The organism is Phreatobacter sp. GW821-FHT04C01, from assembly GCF_059420385.1.
This window is the reverse complement of the sequence record NZ_JBWKTP010000007.1, coordinates 46,751-64,669: the sequence shown is the minus strand read 5'-3', so window position 1 is coordinate 64,669 and position 17,919 is coordinate 46,751. Positions and strand designations below refer to the sequence as shown.

15 protein-coding genes are annotated in these 17,919 nt (G+C 68.4%); 14 read left to right on the top strand and 1 reads right to left on the bottom strand.

The window, feature by feature from the left end; genetic code table 11:
• The first annotated feature begins 32 nt into the window (after positions 1-32).
• The 9 genes from AC07WJ_RS24430 (at position 33) to AC07WJ_RS24390 (ending at position 9,129) form a co-directional block, all read left to right on the top strand.
• A complete protein-coding gene (locus AC07WJ_RS24430; protein ID WP_494937276.1) occupies positions 33-1,175 on the top strand; it encodes an ABC transporter ATP-binding protein in 1,143 nt (380 codons plus the stop codon).
• Positions 1,172-2,065: an ABC transporter permease gene (locus AC07WJ_RS24425; protein ID WP_494937275.1), complete on the top strand. Its 894-nt coding sequence runs from the start codon at positions 1,172-1,174 to the stop codon at positions 2,063-2,065. The genes AC07WJ_RS24430 and AC07WJ_RS24425 overlap by 4 nt, the downstream gene beginning before the upstream one ends.
• A gap of 31 nt (positions 2,066-2,096) precedes the next feature.
• Positions 2,097-2,888, top strand: coding sequence for an ABC transporter permease (locus AC07WJ_RS24420; protein ID WP_494937274.1), 792 nt, complete (start codon positions 2,097-2,099; stop codon positions 2,886-2,888).
• A gap of 86 nt (positions 2,889-2,974) precedes the next feature.
• Positions 2,975-3,715 (top strand): HpcH/HpaI aldolase family protein, encoded by a 741-nt coding sequence (locus AC07WJ_RS24415; protein ID WP_494937273.1) that lies wholly within the window; start codon positions 2,975-2,977, stop codon positions 3,713-3,715.
• A gap of 44 nt (positions 3,716-3,759) precedes the next feature.
• Positions 3,760-4,584 (top strand): carbon-nitrogen hydrolase family protein, encoded by an 825-nt coding sequence (locus AC07WJ_RS24410; protein WP_494937272.1) that lies wholly within the window; start codon positions 3,760-3,762, stop codon positions 4,582-4,584.
• Between the two features lie 8 nt (positions 4,585-4,592).
• Positions 4,593-5,258 carry an RraA family protein gene (locus AC07WJ_RS24405; protein ID WP_494937271.1) on the top strand — a complete coding sequence of 222 codons (666 nt, stop codon included), beginning with the start codon at positions 4,593-4,595 and terminating at the stop codon, positions 5,256-5,258.
• 193 nt (positions 5,259-5,451) lie between these two features.
• The gene (gene ggt, locus AC07WJ_RS24400; protein ID WP_494937537.1) at positions 5,452-7,056 is read left to right on the top strand and encodes a gamma-glutamyltransferase; all 1,605 of its coding nucleotides are present in this window, start codon (positions 5,452-5,454) and stop codon (positions 7,054-7,056) included.
• Positions 7,057-7,112: 56 nt separating this feature from the next.
• A complete protein-coding gene (locus AC07WJ_RS24395; RefSeq protein ID WP_494937270.1) occupies positions 7,113-8,078 on the top strand; it encodes a 2-hydroxyacid dehydrogenase in 966 nt (321 codons plus the stop codon).
• Between the two features lie 127 nt (positions 8,079-8,205).
• Entirely contained in the window at positions 8,206-9,129 is a 924-nt protein-coding gene (locus AC07WJ_RS24390) for a LysR family transcriptional regulator (protein ID WP_494937269.1), read from the top strand.
• 44 nt (positions 9,130-9,173) lie between these two features.
• On the opposite strand, the gene AC07WJ_RS24385 is transcribed toward AC07WJ_RS24390, so the two are convergent.
• Positions 9,174-10,577 (bottom strand): MFS transporter, encoded by a 1,404-nt coding sequence (locus AC07WJ_RS24385; RefSeq protein ID WP_494937268.1) that lies wholly within the window; start codon positions 10,575-10,577, stop codon positions 9,174-9,176.
• A 284-nt stretch (positions 10,578-10,861) separates the two neighbouring features.
• Between AC07WJ_RS24385 and AC07WJ_RS24380 the strand changes: the two genes are divergently transcribed.
• The 5 genes from AC07WJ_RS24380 to AC07WJ_RS24360 all read left to right on the top strand — a co-directional run bounded on the left by AC07WJ_RS24380 (position 10,862) and on the right by AC07WJ_RS24360 (position 17,915).
• Positions 10,862-12,034, top strand: a complete 1,173-nt coding sequence (locus AC07WJ_RS24380; RefSeq protein WP_494937267.1) for an MFS transporter — start codon at positions 10,862-10,864, stop codon at positions 12,032-12,034.
• Positions 12,031-12,783, top strand: a complete 753-nt coding sequence (locus AC07WJ_RS24375; protein ID WP_494937266.1) for a sulfite exporter TauE/SafE family protein — start codon at positions 12,031-12,033, stop codon at positions 12,781-12,783. Before AC07WJ_RS24380 ends, AC07WJ_RS24375 begins: the two co-directional genes overlap by 4 nt.
• A 519-nt stretch (positions 12,784-13,302) precedes the next feature.
• Positions 13,303-14,883, top strand: a complete 1,581-nt coding sequence (locus AC07WJ_RS24370) for an ABC transporter substrate-binding protein (protein ID WP_494937265.1) — start codon at positions 13,303-13,305, stop codon at positions 14,881-14,883.
• 89 nt (positions 14,884-14,972) lie between these two features.
• The gene (locus AC07WJ_RS24365; protein WP_494937264.1) at positions 14,973-16,571 is read left to right on the top strand and encodes a zinc-binding metallopeptidase family protein; all 1,599 of its coding nucleotides are present in this window, start codon (positions 14,973-14,975) and stop codon (positions 16,569-16,571) included.
• Positions 16,572-16,772: 201 nt separating this feature from the next.
• Positions 16,773-17,915, top strand: coding sequence for a M20 family metallopeptidase (locus AC07WJ_RS24360; RefSeq protein WP_494937263.1), 1,143 nt, complete (start codon positions 16,773-16,775; stop codon positions 17,913-17,915).
• Positions 17,916-17,919: the final 4 nt, after the last annotated feature.

The window sequence follows — 17,919 nt, the reverse complement described above, 5'->3', positions numbered from 1 at the left end:
AGCCGTGCGTCCGCCAGGATGGGACATCCGACATGCAGGCTCTCTCTCTCGACCCCGTGACCACGGACAATCGTCCTTCGGCGCCACCGGCCATCGCCGCCGAGGCCTTCCTGAAGCTCGAGGGCATCACCAAGCGCTACGGCGCCCATATCCCCGCGGTGTCCGACCTGTGGCTGGGCCTGCCGCGCGGCAAGCTGCTCGGCCTGCTGGGGCCATCGGGCTGCGGCAAGACCACCACCTTGCGCATGATCGCCGGCCTGCTGCCGATCACCGAGGGGCGGATCGTCGTCGATGGCGACGACATCTCGCACCGGCCGCCGCACCGGCGCGATATCGGCCTCGTGTTCCAGAACTACGCGCTGTTCCCGCATATGACGGTGGCCGAAAACGTCGCTTTCGGCCTCGATATGCGCAGCGTGCCCAAGGCGGAGGCACGCCGCCGTGTCGACGAAGCCCTGGAAATGGTGCGGCTGCCCGGTTACGGCGAGCGCCGGCCCCGGGAAATGTCGGGCGGACAGCAGCAGCGCGTGGCGCTCGCCCGCGCCCTGGTCATCCGTCCCCGCATCCTGCTGCTCGACGAGCCCCTGTCGAACCTCGACGCCAAGCTGCGCGACGACATGCGCCTGGAAATCCGCGAGATCCAGCAGCGGCTGGACATCACCACGGTGTTCGTCACCCACGACCAGGTCGAGGCGCTGACCATGTGCGACGTGGTCGGCGTCATGTCCGGCGGCCATCTCGCCCAGCTCGGCGCGCCGGAGGAGATCTACGAAAAGCCGGCCTCATTGTTCGTCGCCGAATTCGTCGGCCGGACCAATGTGCTGGACTGCGAGGTCGTCGATCCCAAGCAGGTCCGCCTCGGCTCCGCGGTCTATCGCTGCGCCGGCGCCGACCCCGCGGCACGCAAGGCCAAGGCGGTGATCCGGCCCCATCGCATCAGCCTGACGCCGCGCCGCGACCAGGCCCTGGTCAGCACCGCCACCAACAGCGCGCTCGGCCGGGTGCTGCGGGCCACCTATATCGGCGACCTCGTCCAATACGACATCGACATCGGCGGACCGGTGCTGAAGGTCGAGGCGCGGACCATGGCGCGCAGCCAGAATTACGCGATCGGCGACCAGCTGATGTGCGAATGGTCGCCGGACGACATGCTGGTCTTCGGGGCCGCGCCATGACCGCCATTCCCATGCCCCTCGCCGCGTCCCGCCGGGCCGACCGACCCAGGCGAAGCCTCGCCCTGCTGGCGGTCTTGCTGCTGGCCCCGATGGCGCTGATCAATCTCGTCGCCTTTGTCGGGCCGGTGCTGCGTCTGACGCAGATTTCCTTCCTGGAGAGCCGCAGCGGCGGCGTCCTGACCGACGTCTATACGCTGGCCAATTATCTCAACTTCCTGACCGACACCTATTATCTCAGCCTCATCCTGAACTCGCTGTGGCTCGGCCTGACGGTGACGCTCGTCACCCTCGTCTGCGCCTATCCGGTGGCGATGTTCCTGCACCGCTGCTCGCCGCGCTGGCGCAACCTCCTGTTCGTCGTCACCGTCTCGCCACTCCTGGTCAGCAGCGTGGTGCGCACCTATGGCTGGATGGTGCTGCTCGGCGACCAGGGGCTGGTCAACAGCACGCTCATGTCGGTCGGCGCGATCGCCAGCCCCCTGCGGCTGGTCAACAATTCGCTCGGCGTGTTCATCGGGCTGGTCGAAATTCTCATGCCCTATATGGCGCTGTCGCTGATCGCCGGCTTCGGCCGCCTCGACGTCAGCTACGAGGAGGCCGCGGCCTCGCTCGGCGCCGGAGCCTTCACCCGCTTTCGCCGCGTCGTCTTCCCGCTGACGCTGCCCGGTGTCGCCCTCGGCTGCCTGCTCTGCTTCGTGCTCGCCATCTCATCCTTCATCACGCCCAAATTGCTCGGCGGCGGCCGGGTCTTCCTGCTCGCCACCGAGATCTACGACCAGGCGATCATCCAGCTGGAATGGCCGATGGCCGCGACCATCTCGGTCGTCGTCCTGATCGTCTTCGGCCTGGCGCTCGCCGCCTATGCCCGCGTCATCCGCCGCTTCGACTGACATCGGCAGCGCAGTCTCAAGGAAACACCTCATGGTCGGGTCGGTAACCCTCCCCTTCAGGCTTCTGGTCGTCAGCCTCTACCTGTTCCTGCTGGCGCCGATCCTCATCGTCGTGCCGCTGTCGTTCAGCAACGACGCCTATCTGACCTTCCCGCCGCAGTCCTGGGGCCTGCGCTGGTATGCGGCGCTGATCCATCACGACGGCATCACCCGGGCCTTCTGGGTCAGCCTGGGCCTCGCGAGCCTGGTCACCGTCCTGTCGCTCTGCGCCGGCATCCCCGCGGCCTATGCGATCCGGCGGCTGACCTTCCGCGGCCGCGATGCGCTGATGAACCTGTTCACCGCGCCGCTGCTGCTGCCTTCCATCGTGCTCGGCCTCGCCATCCTCCTGGTCTTCGTCCGCCTGCAGCTGCTCGGCACCTTCCTGGGCCTGGTCATCGCCCATCTCATCGTCACCACGCCCTATGTCATCCGCATCATGACGACCGCGCTCGGCACGCTGCCGCCCTCGGTGGAGGAAGCCGCCGCCATGCTCGGCGCCTCGCCGTTCGTGGTGTTCCGCCGGATCACCTTGCCGCTGATGATGCCGGGCCTGGTGGCGAGCACCGCGCTCGCCTTCCTCCTGTCCTTCGACGAGGTGGTCATCTCGCTGTTCGTCACCGGTCCGCGCATCACCACCCTGCCGGTCGAGATCTTCAACTATGTCGAGGCCAGGACCGACCCGATGATCGCCGCGGTCTCGGTCGTGCTGGTCACCGCCACCATCGCCATCATCATGCTGATCGAGCGCTCGCTCGGCCTGTCCAGAACAATCGGCAAGTAGCCAGCGACCGGCCGGCCCCACCCCTTTTGTCTTCAACACGACGCGGGCGCGCCGCCGCCTGCCCTGCCTGATGCCCTGGAGGTCTCATGTCGATGAACGATGTCTCGCTGTGGATGTCGCAGCCCCATTTCAGCTATCTGGAAATCGCCCACACCTTGGGTTTCCGCTCGATGGTCGTCGAGCTGGAGCACGGCACCTTCGACCTGTCGACGCTCGACCAGTTCCTCGCCTTCGCCAGGGCCAAGGGCATCGCGACGATCGCCAAGGTGATCGCGCCGACCACGGAAGCGATCCAGCAGGCGCTCGACTTCGGCGCCGACGGCGTGGTCATCCCGCATATCCTGGGGGTCGACCATGCCCGCGCGGTGACGGCGGCGGCCAAATATCCGCTCACCGGCATCCGCAGCTATGCCGGCGGCCGGGTGTTCGGATATGCGCGCCCGTCGAGCGAGACCTTCGAGGCGGAGAACCGCCGGACCAAGTGCTACGCCATGATCGAGACCGCCGAGAGCCTCGCCGATGTCGAGGCGATCGCCGCGCTCGACACGGTGGACGGGCTGTTTCCCGGTCCCTCCGATCTCGCTTTGGCGCGCGGCCGCGGCGCCTATGCCTTCACCGCCGCCGACCGCGAGGACCTGACCCGTTGCGCCAATGCCGCGCATGCCGCCGGCAAGTCCTGGATCATGCCGGCCTGGACGCCCGCGGAACGGGTCTTCGCCCGCGAGCATGGCGCAGCCCAGCTGGTTGTCGCGACCCAGGGCATGACCATCCGCCAGGGCATCGTCTCGACCATCGACGCGCTGAAGCGCGAAGCCATCCTCGCCTGACATTGCCGACCGACCCCATGGCCACGCGCCATCAGGAGCTTGCGATGAAGATTTCTCTCGTCCAGACCAATCCGCAGACCGACCGTCCGGAGAATTTACGCGTCGCCCAGGCGCTGATGGAACAGGCCATCCGCACCGACGGGCCCGACCTCATCGTCCTGCCGGAATATTTCGAATATTTCGGTGGCAGCATGGCCGACAAGATCGCCGCCGCCGAACCGGCGCCGGGTGGCGCCGCTTATGCCATGGCGCAGTCCTTCGCCAGGGCCAACCGCGTCTTCGTCCATGCCGGCAGCATGATGGAGCGCATCGTCGGCGAGAACCGCATCTACAACACCACGGTCGTGTTCGACCGCGACGGCCGCGAGGTGGCGCGCTATCGCAAGATCCACATGTTCGACATCGTCGCGCCCGACGGCACGGCCTACAAGGAATCGGCCTCGGTCAAACCGGGCGAGGAGCTCGCCACCTATGATGTCGACGGGCTGAAGGTCGGCTGCGCCATTTGTTACGACATTCGCTTCGCCGAACTGTTCCTGGCCCTCGCCCGCGACAAGGTCGACGTCATCGTGTTGCCGGCCGCCTTCACGCTGCAGACCGGCAAGGACCATTGGGAGGTGCTGGCCCGGGCCCGCGCCATCGAGACCCAGACCTATTTCGCCGCCTGCGGCCAATGGGGCGCCCACAGCGCCAATGGCGAGCGCCGGCACACCTATGGCCACTCGCTGGTCTGCGATCCCTGGGGCCATGTGGTCGCCCGCGCCTCCGACGGCGTCGGCTTCATCACAGCCCGGGTCGACAAACAGCAGATCGACCGCGCGCGGTCGCTCATCCCGATGACCGATCACCGCCGTCTGGCTTGCGGCTGAGGCACACCATGTACACGATCAACCCCATGCCGGAGCAGGTGCCGGCCGAAGACCTCGCCTTGCTCGCCGGCGCCGAGACCGCCACCATCGGACACTGGCGCCTGTTCGGCTTCATGCACCGGGAGATCCAGCCGCTGCTGCGCAATCGCCGCGTGGTCGGCACCGCGGTGACGCTGGCCATTCCGGGCGCCGATTCCACCTTGCTCCATCACGCGCTCGGCCTGTTGCGCCCCGGCGACATCCTGGTCGTCGACCGGCTCGGCGACGATCGCCATGCCTGCTGGGGTGGAGGCGTCACGGTTGCCGCCAAGGCGGCCGGCGCGGTGGCCGGCATCGTCGACGGCCCGTGCACGGATCTCGCCGAGATCGAAGCCTCGGACTTCCCGCTGTGGTCGCGCGGCCTGTCGCCGATCACCACCCGCCTCTACGACATCGGCGGCGGCCTCAACATCCCCGTTTCCTGCGGTGGGGTACCGGTCATGCCGGGCGACGCGATCCTGGCCGACGAGAGCGGCGTACTGGTCCTGCCGCCAGCCGAGGTCGCGGCCACCGCCAGGGAGGCACTGCGCCGGCAGGATGTCGGCCAGCGGCGCGAACAGGACGTGAAAAACGGCAGCAAGCTCGGCGAGATGACCGGCGCCAGCGCCAAGGTTCGCGCGAAGCTGCTGGCCTGACGCTGGCGTCAGCCCTGCTTCGGAGCGCCCCTCGCCCCCGCAGCCTTGCATGGCCGCGGGGGTTATCATGAGACGCTCGGCCGCCCTCTCCGGCGTCCGGCTTTGATCGAGGCGCTGAAGGAGACGACGCGTGCACGGGCCCAGGGTTGCAAATTTCACCTGCGAGAAGCTGCCGGCGACAGGCTCCAAGGGCATGGTGGTGACCAACCATCCGCGCGCTTCGGCCGTCGGCGCCGAGATCCTGCTCGCCGGCGGCAATGCCGTCGATGCGGCGATCGCGGCGCTGTTCGCGCTGACCGTGGTGGAGCCGATGATGGTGGGCGTGCTGGGCGGTGGCATGGCCCATATCCGGCTCGCCGACGGGCGCCACACGATCCTTGACGGCATCAGCACCGCGCCATCGGCGGCGCGCCCCGACATGTACGAGCCGCTGTCCGACACATTGCCCGATTACCGGGAGACCCGCGGCCGGGCCAATGTGGTCGGTTCGGCCGCCGTGGCGGTGCCCGGCGCGCTCGCGGCCTGGTGCGCGGCGCTCGAACGGTTCGGCACCATGCCGCTTTCCGAAGTGGTGGCGCCGGCGATCCGGCTCGCCGAGGACGGCTTCGTCGTCAGCCCCTATCTCGCCGACTGCGTCACCGATTGCGCGGCGGACCTTGCCCGCGACGCCGGCCTCGCCGCCTTGCTGCTGCCGGGCGGCGCGCCGATCGCGGCGGGCGCGAGGCTGCGCCAGCAGGACTATGCCGGTTCGCTCCGGCTGATTGCCGAACAGGGTGCCGCGGCGCTTTATGCCGGCACGCTCGGCGATGCCCTGGCAGCTTTCATGGCAAGCACCGGCGGGCTGATCGGCAAGGCTGATCTCGCCGCCTACGAGCCGCTGGAGCGGCAGGCGATCCACGGCCGCTATCGCGGCTTCGAGATCCTCGGCCCGCCGCCGCCCTCCTCGGCCGGCGTGCACATCGTGCAGATGCTCAATATCCTGGAAGGCTACGAGATCGGCCGCCTCGGTTTCGGCTCGGCCGATGCCACGCACCTGCTCGCGGAAGCGCTGAAGATCGCCTTTGCCGACCGCGCGGTGGCGACCGCCGATCCGGCCTTCGTCGACGTGCCGGTGGAGCGCCTGACCGCCAAATCCTATGCCGACGAGCGCCGCGCCCTGATCGCGCTCGGCCGGACGCAAGCCTGGGGGCCCGGCCTTGCGGCCGGTGAATCGGCCAACACGACCCATGTCACGGTGGCCGATGCCAGCGGCAATGTGGTGTCCTCGACCCAGACCATCAACGGGCTGTTCGGCGCCTGCGTCCAGGTGCCCGGCACGGGCATGATCGCCAACAACTACATGTATAATTTCGACCCGCATCCGGGCCATGCCTTGTCGATCGCGCCGGGCAAGCGCGTCTTCACGTCGATGGCGCCGATGATGGCGCTGCGCGACGGCAAGCTCGCCTTTGCGCTCGGGCTCCCCGGCGGCCTGCGCATCTTCCCTTCCGCGCTCCAGGCCCTGGTCAACCTGATCGATCACGGCATGACTTTGCAGGAGGCGGTCGAGGCGCCGCGGATCTGGACCGAGGGCGGTGTCCTCGAGGTGGAAGAGGCGTTCCCCGACAGCGTGACGCAAGCGCTGACCGACCGCGGCCACGCGATCAAGCGCGTCAAGCGCATCGCCGGCGGCATGAACGCCATCGCCTTCAACCCCGACGGCACGATGACGGGTGCCGCCTGCTGGCGCGCGGACGGCACGCCGGTCGCCATTTCCGGTGGCCTGGCGCGCGCCGGCGTGCGTTTCACCATCGCATGAATACTCCGGCCGCTCGCCTCAGGCGGGCAGCCGGCCCTGGAACGGAGAGACTTGACGTGACCGAGACCATCGTTGTGCTGGACCCACTGACCGAGGAGCGGGCGAACCAGTTGCGCGCGCTTCTGCCCCTCGGCATGGTCCTGACCCACGGCCAGACGCGCGGCGACGCCCATCTGAAGGAGATCATCGCCGAGGCGGATTACGCCATCGCCGGCCAGGTCGGGGTCAGCGGCGAGGTGCTCGGCGCGGCGCGCAAGCTGAAACTGCTGCACAAATGGGGCGTCGGTGTCGACAACCTGGATGTCGCGGCGGCCCGCGCCCGCGGCATCAAGGTCGCCCGCACCACCGGCAGCAATGCGGTGCCGGTCGCCGAATTCACCATTGGCCTGATGCTGTCGACCCTGCGCGCCATCGGCTACGGCCATGCCGAGCTGAAAAAGGGCGAATGGCGCGGCGGGCGGCTGCCGATGGAAACCTTCATGCTGTCGGGCAAGACGGTCGGCCTGGTCGGTTTCGGCGCCATCGGCCGCAACGTCGCGCGCCTTCTGAAGAGTTTCGGCTGTCCGATCCTCTACCATACCCGCCACCGCCTGGACGCGGCTGAGGAAGCGGCGCTCGGCGCGCGGCACGTCGCGCTGGCGGACCTGCTGGCGCAATCCGATATCGTGTCGCTGCACTGCCCGCTGACGCGGGAAACGACGGGCCTGATCGGCAAGGCCGCACTGACGGCGATGAAACCGACGGCGGTGCTGGTCAATGTCGCGCGCGGCGGCGTGGTGGTCGAGGACGACCTGGTCTGGGCGCTCCGCAACAAGGTGATCCATTCGGCCGCCATGGACGTGTTCGAGACCGAGCCCTTGCCGCCGGACAGCCCGTTGCTGCAGCTGGACAACCTGCTGGTCACGCCGCATCTGGCGGCGATGGCCGCCGACAATTTCGAAAAGACCGTCAGGCAGATGTTCGGCAATATCGCCTGCGTCGCCCGGGGCGAGCCGGTGCCGATCCAGGATGCGGTCGCTTGATACCGGGGCCCGATCGTCATGACCGGTCGATCATGGTGCAAACGGGTCGTGGATATCGGGCACCGGCCTGGGCCGGACGCAGCAGCGGCAGCGTGCGGCGGCATCGATCGAGAGGTTCACGTGCGGCATGAACATTCGTTTTCTCGAGACCGCGATCTGGCTGGCGCAACTGCGTAATTTCCGCGCCACCGCCGATCGCCTGAACATCACCTCGGCGGCGATCTCGAACCGGATCGCGGCGATGGAGCAGGAGCTCGGCTTCAAGCTGTTCGAGCGGGATACGCGCGACGTGCGCCTGACGCCCGAAGGCGGCACCTTCGTGGAAGGCGCGCGTGACATCGTGGCGCGCTACAACGAGCTCGTCCGCAGCCTCGACCCGACATCGGTGATCAAGGGATCGGTCAGGATCGGCCTGCCGCCGAGCATGGCGCTGGCCCTGCTGCCCCACATTGCCAGCACGCTCCGGCGGCAGTTCCCAAATGTCCGCTTCTCGGTGCTCACGGGTCTTGGCGCGGGCCTCCTGCGCAAGCTCGAAGCCGGTGAGATCGATATCGCCTTCGTCATCTCGCCAACCGAAGCGGGCAAGCTCAGGGTCGTCGACCTGTGCACGCTCGGCATGTTCTGGGTTGCCAGCCCGGGCTTGGTGCAGCATGGCGAGGACGAGGTCCTGACGCCGGAGGACATCGCCGCCTATCCGATCATTTCCTACGAGGCGGGCACCTATAACGACCTGCGCCTGATCGATTATATTTCCGGCCACGGCCCCGACGATCTGATCGTCCACCGCTCCAACTCGCTCACGACGACGGTCGGCATGGCCATTGCCGGCATCGGCATCGCGGTGCTGCCGCCGGTGACCATTCAGCGTGAATTGCGCGAGGGGTCGCTGCGGGTGCTGAAGGTCAGCCCGACCTTTCCCCCCACCGCCTATTCGGCCGTCTATCCGGAGGCGGCGACGTCGCGGCTGCCGGCGCTCGTCGCCTCCATCGCCTGCGACGCCGCCACCGCCTTCTGCAGCCTCTATGACGATTCGCTTGCCTATCGGGGATGACGCCAGGGCACGGCGCGCTCGATCGCCGGCCCCGCGAAACGACCTCAGGGTTTGGGCAACCGGCGCAAACGCAAGCCCGCCAGGCAAGCGATGGCCGCCGGCACGACGAAACTCGCCGGCACCCAGAAGGCCGCGCGCGCCATGCCGTCGTCGGCACCCCCATCGGAAAAGCCGCTGGCATTGGCAACCACGCCGGCCAGCGCCGCGCCCAACGCGAAACCGGTCTGCTGGACGGTGAGGACCGAGGAAGCGGCAACCGTCTCGTCGCCGGTCTTCGCGCCGCTCATGATCCGGTGCGCGACAAGCGGCCAGCATTGGCCGATGCCCATCCCCAGCGCGACAATGACCGGGACCAGGAGCGGCGTCGCCGCGGAGCTCGACAGCAGCAGGGCCATGGCCGTCAGGCCGATGCCCATGGTCGCCGGCCCGGCCACCATGAGCCGGCCCGGCCAGGCCCCGGACGCGCCGGCCGTGACCAGCGAGGCGATCGTCCATCCCAGTGAACCGCCGGCGACCATGAAGCCGGCCGCCAGAGGATCCAGGCCGCGCAGGTGCTGCAGGAAGATCGGCACGTAGATCTGCAGCGGGCTGAACGTGATGCACAGCAGCAGCGCCAGCCACAAACCCATGCCCGAGACGGTGGACAAGGAGAACGCATCGCGCGGCAGCAATGGCGCCGCCGCGGCACGGTCAAGCCGCAGCATCCCCACCAGTGCGCCGATCGCCAGGATGATCAGGCCGGCTTTCGCAAGCGGCCCGTCGGCGATCGATGCCGACGACATCATGGCGATGGCGACACAGATCAGGGCGATGCGCCCGACGGGAATGGCCGCAGCGGACGCCCGGCGCCGCGACGGGCTGGCGGGCAGAACGACGGCGGCACTCACGGCCAGCAGGCCGGCAACGACCGCGGTCGCGACGAAGGCGCTCCGCCAGTTGCCGAAGCGGGCGAACATGCCGCCGACCAGCGGCCCCAGGAGGACCGACATGCTCCAACTGGTCGACATCAACGCAATCGTCCGCGACCACATCGCCTCCGGGAAGGTCGCCCGCACGGCCACATAGGCGGCGGCCGCCTCCAGGCCGCCACCGAACCCCTGGACCAAGCGGCCAGCGACGATCCAGCCCATTGTCGGCGCGAGCGCGCAAAGCAGCGCGCCGAGGCCGAAGATCGCGACGCCGGCGCAATAGGCCGTCCGGGCACCGACCGCGGCGGCGACCATGCCGGCGCAACTGGCGGCGACAATGGACGATGCGAGAAACGCGGTCGTCGGCCAACTCAACATGGCGACGCCGCCGAGCTCGCCAATGATGGACGGCAGCACGGTCGTCAGCATCAAGACGTTCATCGACTGAAGCAGCACGCCGCCGAGCAGGATTGCGAGCGTCGGGATCCATCGCCACTCGAGAAGCGACCGCCATCCTTCGCGCGCCGGGTTCTTCGACATGCCTGTTGCCTCTCTCCGGCGCGCGCCGGGACCGGCGATCAAGGCCGGATTAATTTAGCAAGTTTTCTCTTTCTAAATTAAATGCAAGGCGAGTCAACGTGCCGATCGCGACCGGGTGGCATGCCGTTCCGCCGGCGGAGACCGGGGCTCCGGGCCGCCGCCGACCGGCGCCTTCAGGCGGCCACCGACGAAAGTGGACCAAGAGGCCGCAGATAAGTGGTGCTGGATTCTCGCCGGCGACGGCCCCTAGTGGAGCCACTTTCCTCCAGGACCGACATGAGCCCATGCGCCCCTCCTCAGCTCCCTACCTCTTCGCCGGCACCATGCTGGCCGCCGCCGGCTACGGCGCGACATTCCTCCTCTCGGCCTATCATCGCGCCCATGGCGGCAGCGACGTCGACACGGGACTGACGCTCGGGGCGGCGATGATCGGCACCTTTGCCGGCGTGCCCCTGGTCGGCTGGTTCTCCGGGCGTCTCGACGCGGCCCGCCTGAGCGCGATCGCCGCCTGCGCGATTGCCTGCGGCTTCCTCATCCTGGCCGTTGCCGGCGGTGGGCTGGTCCTCACCCGGGTCGCGGGCTTCCTGGTCGGGGCCGGCTGGGGCATGTTCTATACCGGCGCTCCCATGGCGCTTTCGGAGCGGGTCACGGATGCCGATCGCGGCTTCTGGTTCACCCGCTTCGGCGCGTTCCAGATGGCCGGCATCGGCGGCAGTCCGGTGCTGCTCACTCTCGCCGTCGACCAGCTCGGCCTCTCCGTCGAAACGGCCTTTCTGCTGGTCGCCATCGCCGGCTTCGCCGCGGCCATCCTGCTCGCGGTCTTCGGGCAGCAGGCGCCGCTGGCCGTCCAGGGCCCCGCGATCCGGCCCTGGGTGCGCGACATCGGGCTGATCATCCGTGGCCCGGCGGTGCGGCCGGTGCTGATGGTCGGGCTCGGCGCCTGCGTCTTTTCCGGCCTGCTCAGCTTCCAGACATCGCTGGTGGAGGGCACCGCCGCCAGCGCCAGCACGTTCTTCGCCGTGTATGCCATCACCGTCGTCGCCGGCCGGCTGACGCTCGCCCGGCTCCTGTCCCGGCTGCCGCAATCCATTCTCGCCGCCGGTCTGCTGACCAGCATGGGTCTTGGCGTCGTCGCGATGTTCGGCACCGGCGTCCACCCGCTGTTCCAGGTCCTGTCCGCGGTGCTGACCGGCATCGGCTACGGCCTGGTCTATCCGGTCATCCAGACCTGGGCAGTCAATCATGCCGGGCCCGACCATCGCCATGCGGCGCTGACCTGGTTCGTGATGTTCTACTTCATCGGAGTTTTCGGCTTTCCGGTCATTGGCGGCTGGGTCCTGGTCCATTTCGGCAAGGCGGCGCTGCTCGCCGTGCTGCTGGTCGCCGCTATTCTGGAACTCGCCATCGCATTGATCCCCGCGAAATCGGTGGAGGCGCGCGTCGAGGCCGCCCGATGATGCTGGCGATGGGCCCGCAGGCGGCGATCATCGCGCTCGGAGCCGTCGTCGCCGGCTTCGTTCAGGGCCTTTCCGGTTTTGCCTTCGGCCTGGTCGCCATGTCGTTCTGGGCGTGGACGGTGGACCCGCGGCTCGCCGCCGCCCTGGTCGTGTTCGGGTCGCTCACCGGCCAGGTGATCGCCGCCTTTTCGGTCAGGCGCGGCTTCGACCCGAAGCGGCTCCTGCCCTTCCTGATCGGCGGCCTTGCCGGCATTCCCATCGGCGTCGCCATCCTGCCGCTGCTCGACGTGCGGCTGTTCAAGGCGGTTCTCGGCCTGCTGCTGGTGGTCTGGTGCCCGTTCATGCTGTTTGCCCGCCACCTGCCGCCCGTCACCGCGGGTGGCGCCGGCGCCGACGGGGCGGCCGGGCTGGTCGGCGGCGTGCTTGGCGGCATCGGCGGCTTCACCGGCGCCATCCCGATCCTGTGGTGCACCTTGCGCCGCATGGACAAGGACAGCCAACGCGGCATCATCCAGAACTTCAACCTGGCGACGCTCGCCGCCACCATGGCGGCCTATGTCGCGACCGGGACGGTGACCGCCGACATGCTGCCGCTGTTCGCCGTCGTCGCCCCGGCCATGCTGATCCCGACCCTTCTCGGCGCCCGGCTCTATCACCGCGTCAGCGAGGCCGCCTTCCGCAGGATCGTGCTGTCGCTTCTGGCCGCCTCCGGCGTGGCGCTGCTGGCTTCGGCCCTGCCCGTCCCGTAGATCGAATCCGGTTGATGCCCGAGCGCGCCGCGCCGAGGCGACCAGCAACCCGCAGGGCCGCCAGGCGGCGAAAGCGCCCCTAGCCTTCAACCCGCGGACGGCATGGATCGCGGGCGCACACGCATGGGTTCCCGAGCCCCCCGTGAGAACGAATTGCTACCACGCGATGTCGGCAGTGGTGTTTTGTTCCGGGGCAGCCGACGCTGCCCCATCGCTGTCAACGAACCATGCCAAATGGTCGCCCCGGCCGGCCCCGATCCGGCCGGCTCCGCCCATCGCCCGTGGTTTGAGACGCGGTCTGTCTTTGTCCCGCGCCGCGCCTTCGCGCAGCGAAGGACGGCGATGACGGAGAGCTGGCACGGTGGTCGCGCTGACCGAAAAAACCGATGGTCCGGAACGACGCCGCGCCGCCGCGCGGCCTGGTCGCCCGAGACCGGCCGCCCCTGACGCCTGTCGCATCTCATCAGCCGCGCGGACCGGCCGCACGGCCAAAACCCCTTGCAGCATTGGAGCCGCCCCATGAGACGACGGGATTTCCTGCAGACAGCCGGCATCGCCGCGACCTCGCTCGCCCTGCCCTCGCGGGTGCGTGCGGCCGGGGAAACCACGCTGCGCTTCACGCCACAGCAGGATCTCATCACGCTCGATCCGATCCTGACCACGGGCTACATCACCCGCAACTACGCCTATATGGTCTATGACACGCTCTACGGCATGAATTCGCGCTATCAGGCGACGCCGCAAATGGTCGACGGCCACCGCGTCGATGATGACGGCAAGCGCTGGGACCTGACGCTGCGCGACAACCTGTTCTGGCACGACGGCGAACGGGTGCTGGCGCGCGACTGCGTGGCGAGCATCAAGCGCTGGGCCCAGCGCGACACCTTCGGCGCATCGCTGATGGATGCGACCGAGGAACTGTCGGCGCCCGACGACCGCACCATCCGCTTCCGCCTGAAGCGGCCCTTCCCGCTGCTGCCGATCGCGCTCGGCAAGGCCTCGGTGCCGGTCTGCGCGATGATGCCGGAACGGCTGGCCAATACCGACGTCTCCAAGCCGGTGGCCGAGATCATCGGCAGCGGTCCGTTCCGCTTCAAGGCCGACGAGCGTGCGCCCGGCGCGCTCAATGTCTTCACCAAATTCGACCGCTACGTGCCACGCAAGGACGGCGAGCTCGGCTGGACCTCCGGGCCGAAGGTGGTGCATTTCGACCGGGTCGAATGGAACTCCATCCCCGACGCCTCGACCGCCACGGCCGCCCTGATGTCGGGTGCCCAGCACTGGCAGGAATATGCCTATCACGACCATCTGCCGATGCTGAAGACCGCACGCCAGGTGACGACCCGCGTGCTCGACCCGACCGGCTTCGTCTGCATGATGCGGATGAACCATCTGCATCCGCCCTTCGACAACCCGGCGATCCGCCGGGCGCTGTGGGGCGCACTTGCGCAGAACGACTATATGGAGGCCGTGGTCGGCACCGATGACCGCAGCCTGTACAACGTGCCGCTGGGCTTTTTCTGCCCGGGCACGCCAATGGCCACGACCGCCGGGCTGGACATGCTCGCCGGCCCGCGCCGGATCGAGCAAGTGAAGGACGAGCTCAGAGCCGCCGGCTACAAGGGCGAAAAGGTGGTCATCATGGCCTCCAATGCCGGCGCGCTCGCCGCCATCGGCGCGGTGGCCGGCGATATGCTCAAGCGGGTCGGCATGGATGTCGAAATCTATGTCGTCGAGTTCAACGCCATGCTGCAGCGGCGCAACCGCCGGGGTCCGGTGTCGGAAGGCGGCTGGAGTGCCTTCGTCACCAACTGGGCCGGCATGGACTGGTTGAACCCGGCGGTTCACATGGCGCTGCGCGCCGACGGCACCTATGCCGGCTGGTCGCAGAACGAGCGCATCAACAGCTTGCGCTCGCAGTGGTTCGAGACCGCGGACGAGGCGGCCCAGGCCGCCATTTGCCGCGACATCCAGCTCGAGGCGGTCAAGGACGTGCCCTACTACCCGCTCGGCCAGTACCTGCAGCCGACCGCTTTCCGCAACTCCATCACCGGCGTGCTCGACGGTTTCGCGACCTTCTGGAACGTCCGGCGCGCCTGACGCGGCGCCCGCACTCATCCCAACACCGGAGACGACCGGCGCACCCCGTTTGAACGGGTGCGTCGCGCAGCAGACAACGGAGACTTCGCATGACTGCATCGAACGCCATTCGCCAATCCGCGCTGGACTGGATCGCGCGCAATGAACCGCGCCTGTCCGCCTTCAACGAGCGGATCTGGGCTTTCGCCGAGCCGGCCTGGCGTGAATATCGCTCGCTGGACGCCTATGTCGCGATCCTCGGCGAGGAAGGCTTCAGCGTCGAGGCCGGCTCCGGCGACATGCCCACTGCCTTCGCGGCAAGCTGGGGCAAGGAGGGGCCGGTGCTGGCCGGCTTCTCGGAATATGACGCGGTGCCCGGCAATTCGCAGCAGGTGGTGCCGCGCGAGGCGCCGCGCGAGGGGCTGCATCCCTATGCCGCCGGCCATACCGATCCGCACTCGGTGCTCGGCACGGCGTCGCTCACCGCCATGCTCGCCACCAAAGCCGCCTTCGCGCAGCACGGTGTCGCCGCCCGACTGAAGCTGTTCGGCGAGCCGGCGGAAAAGGTCTGCGGCTCCAAGCCGATCCACGCCGCCAAAGGCTATTTCGACGACCTGGACGCAGCCGTCGTCTGGCATCCCTGGCCGAGCAACACGGTGACCGGCGATATCCATTTCGGCGCCTATTGGAGCGCGGTCATCACCTTCGAGGCCGACGATCCGGAGAACTGGGTCGATCCTTCGCTGATGCCGTCGCAGACGGCCCATGCGGTGGCCCGCGCGCCCGGCGCCCTCGACGCCATGTGCCTGATGTACACCACGACGAAATACACCAAGGAGGCGATGTTCCCGCATAGCGGCTCCTGGACACTCAACGAATTCGTGCTGGGCGATGCCGGCGCGACCTCCGACAACCTGCCGCCGCGCTTCAGCCAGATCCAATATTCCTGGCGCTCGTCGTCGCTGGCGATCCAGGAGCAGATCTGGCGCGTCCTGGCCCGCAACGCCAAATCGGCGGCCATGGCGACCGGCTGCCGGGCCTTCGTGCGCTGGGTGACCAAGACGCGCGTCGGCCTGCCGAACACGGCGCTGACCGAGCTGACCTGGGCCAATCTCCAGGCGGTCGGCGCGCCGACCTATGACGAAACCGCGCTCGCCTTCGGCCGCGAGATCCAGAAGAATCTCGGCCTGGAACCGATGGCCAATCCCTTCATCAAGAGCGTGACCACGCTGACCACGCCGGCGGAGAACGATGCCGGCTTGAAACGCACGCTCGCCGGCTGGCAGACCCATCTGAGCGCCGACGACTATGTCGAATATTCCTGGCATTGCCCGACGGTGCGGCTGCTCGCCGCCAGGCCGCGGCTGCAGCCGCCCTCGCCCGGCTATGCCTATCCGAACTGGGCCTATAACGCGCTCGGCGGCCTGCCCGCGGCGGTCGACCCCGGCTTGTTCGTGGCGGCCAAGACCATGGCCTTGACCATGGTGGATCTCGCGACCAAGCCCGGGGCGCTCGCGGCCTGCAAGGCCGAATTCGACGAGCGCACCGGCGGCGGCGTCGGCGGCAAGGACTGGGTCGGGCCGCTGCTGCCGGCCGATTTCGATCCGCCGGTCGACCTGCGGTGGCCGGAATATGTCAAGACCGCGCGCGGCGAGGAGTGGACCTTCCCGACGCCGCACCGCGGCACCGGCGCCGGCGACCCGATCTGACACCATGACGGCCGCGGGCCCGTTCGCGAACGGGCCCGCGGCAGCAAAGGAGCATGGCATGCCGGACCCACGGACGACGCTGAAGTCGGAACTGTCCGACCTGATCGACGCGAACCGCCCCGAGATCATCGGCCTGCTGCAGCGCTTCCTGAGGATCCGCAGCGTCAATCCCCCGGGCGACAGCGCGAAGCCGCCGATTTCGTGCGCTCGATCCTCGATCGCTTCGGCGTGCCGCATCGCACCGTCGCGCTCGACGCGACGATGCCCAATATCGTCGGGCGCTGGGACGCCGCCACGACCGGCCGCCATCTGGTGCTGAACGGCCATCTCGACGTATTTCCGGTGACCAACGACGCCCTCTGGTCGGCGGAGATCCGCGACGGCAGGATCTATGGGCGCGGCGCTTCCGACATGAAGACCGGCACCCTCGCCTCGGTCCTGGCCTATTGTTACCTGCACCAGGAGCGACAGCGGCTTGCCGGCGCCCTCACCCTGACCGTGGTGTCGAACGAACAGTCGGGCGGCCGTTTCGGCACTCGCTACCTGTTCGAAGAAATCCCCGAGGAGATCAGCGGCGATTGCTGCCTGAACGGCGAGCCGAGCGGCCTCGGCACGCTCCGGTTCACCGAAAAGGCGACGCTGCGCTTTTCGCTCTCCTCCCGCAGCAAGGGCGGCCATGGCGGCTATCCCCACCACGCGCCCAATCCGATCGAGCGGATCTGCAAGCTGACGGCGCGGATCTACGCGGATTATCACCTGAAGCTCGCCGAACTGCCGGCGGACGTCGATGCGATCCTGAGCTCGCCCGAAACGATCGCGGCGGCCGATGCCAATCTCGGCACTGGCGCGGGCGACATCGCGCGGCGCATCACCGTCAATATCGGCATCATCAAGGGCGGCCAGAAGGCGACGCAGATCCCGACCGACTGCATCGCCCATCTCGACATCCGCATCCCCATCGGATCCGACCGCGACGCCATCCGGGGCGAAATCGAGAGCCTGGCGGCGGAACATGGCTGCGAGATGCGCGTCAACTGGGATCACAGCTATCCCGCCAGCATGACCGATCCCGCCGGCGAGATGGCCGGCATCCTCAGGGCCAATATCCGGCAATTGCTCGGATCGGATGCGCCGCCGGTGTCGAGCCTCGGCGGCACCGACACCCGCTACTGGCGCTGGCGCGGCATTCCCGCCGTCATCTGCGGCCCCTCGCCGCTCAGCATGGGGACCGACGACGAGCATGTGACGATCGAGGAGGCGATCGCGGTGGTCAAGCTCCACGCGCTCTGCGCCGCCGACTATCTCGACCCGGCCCGGCACGCCGAAGCGCGCCGGCCGGCGTGAGGTG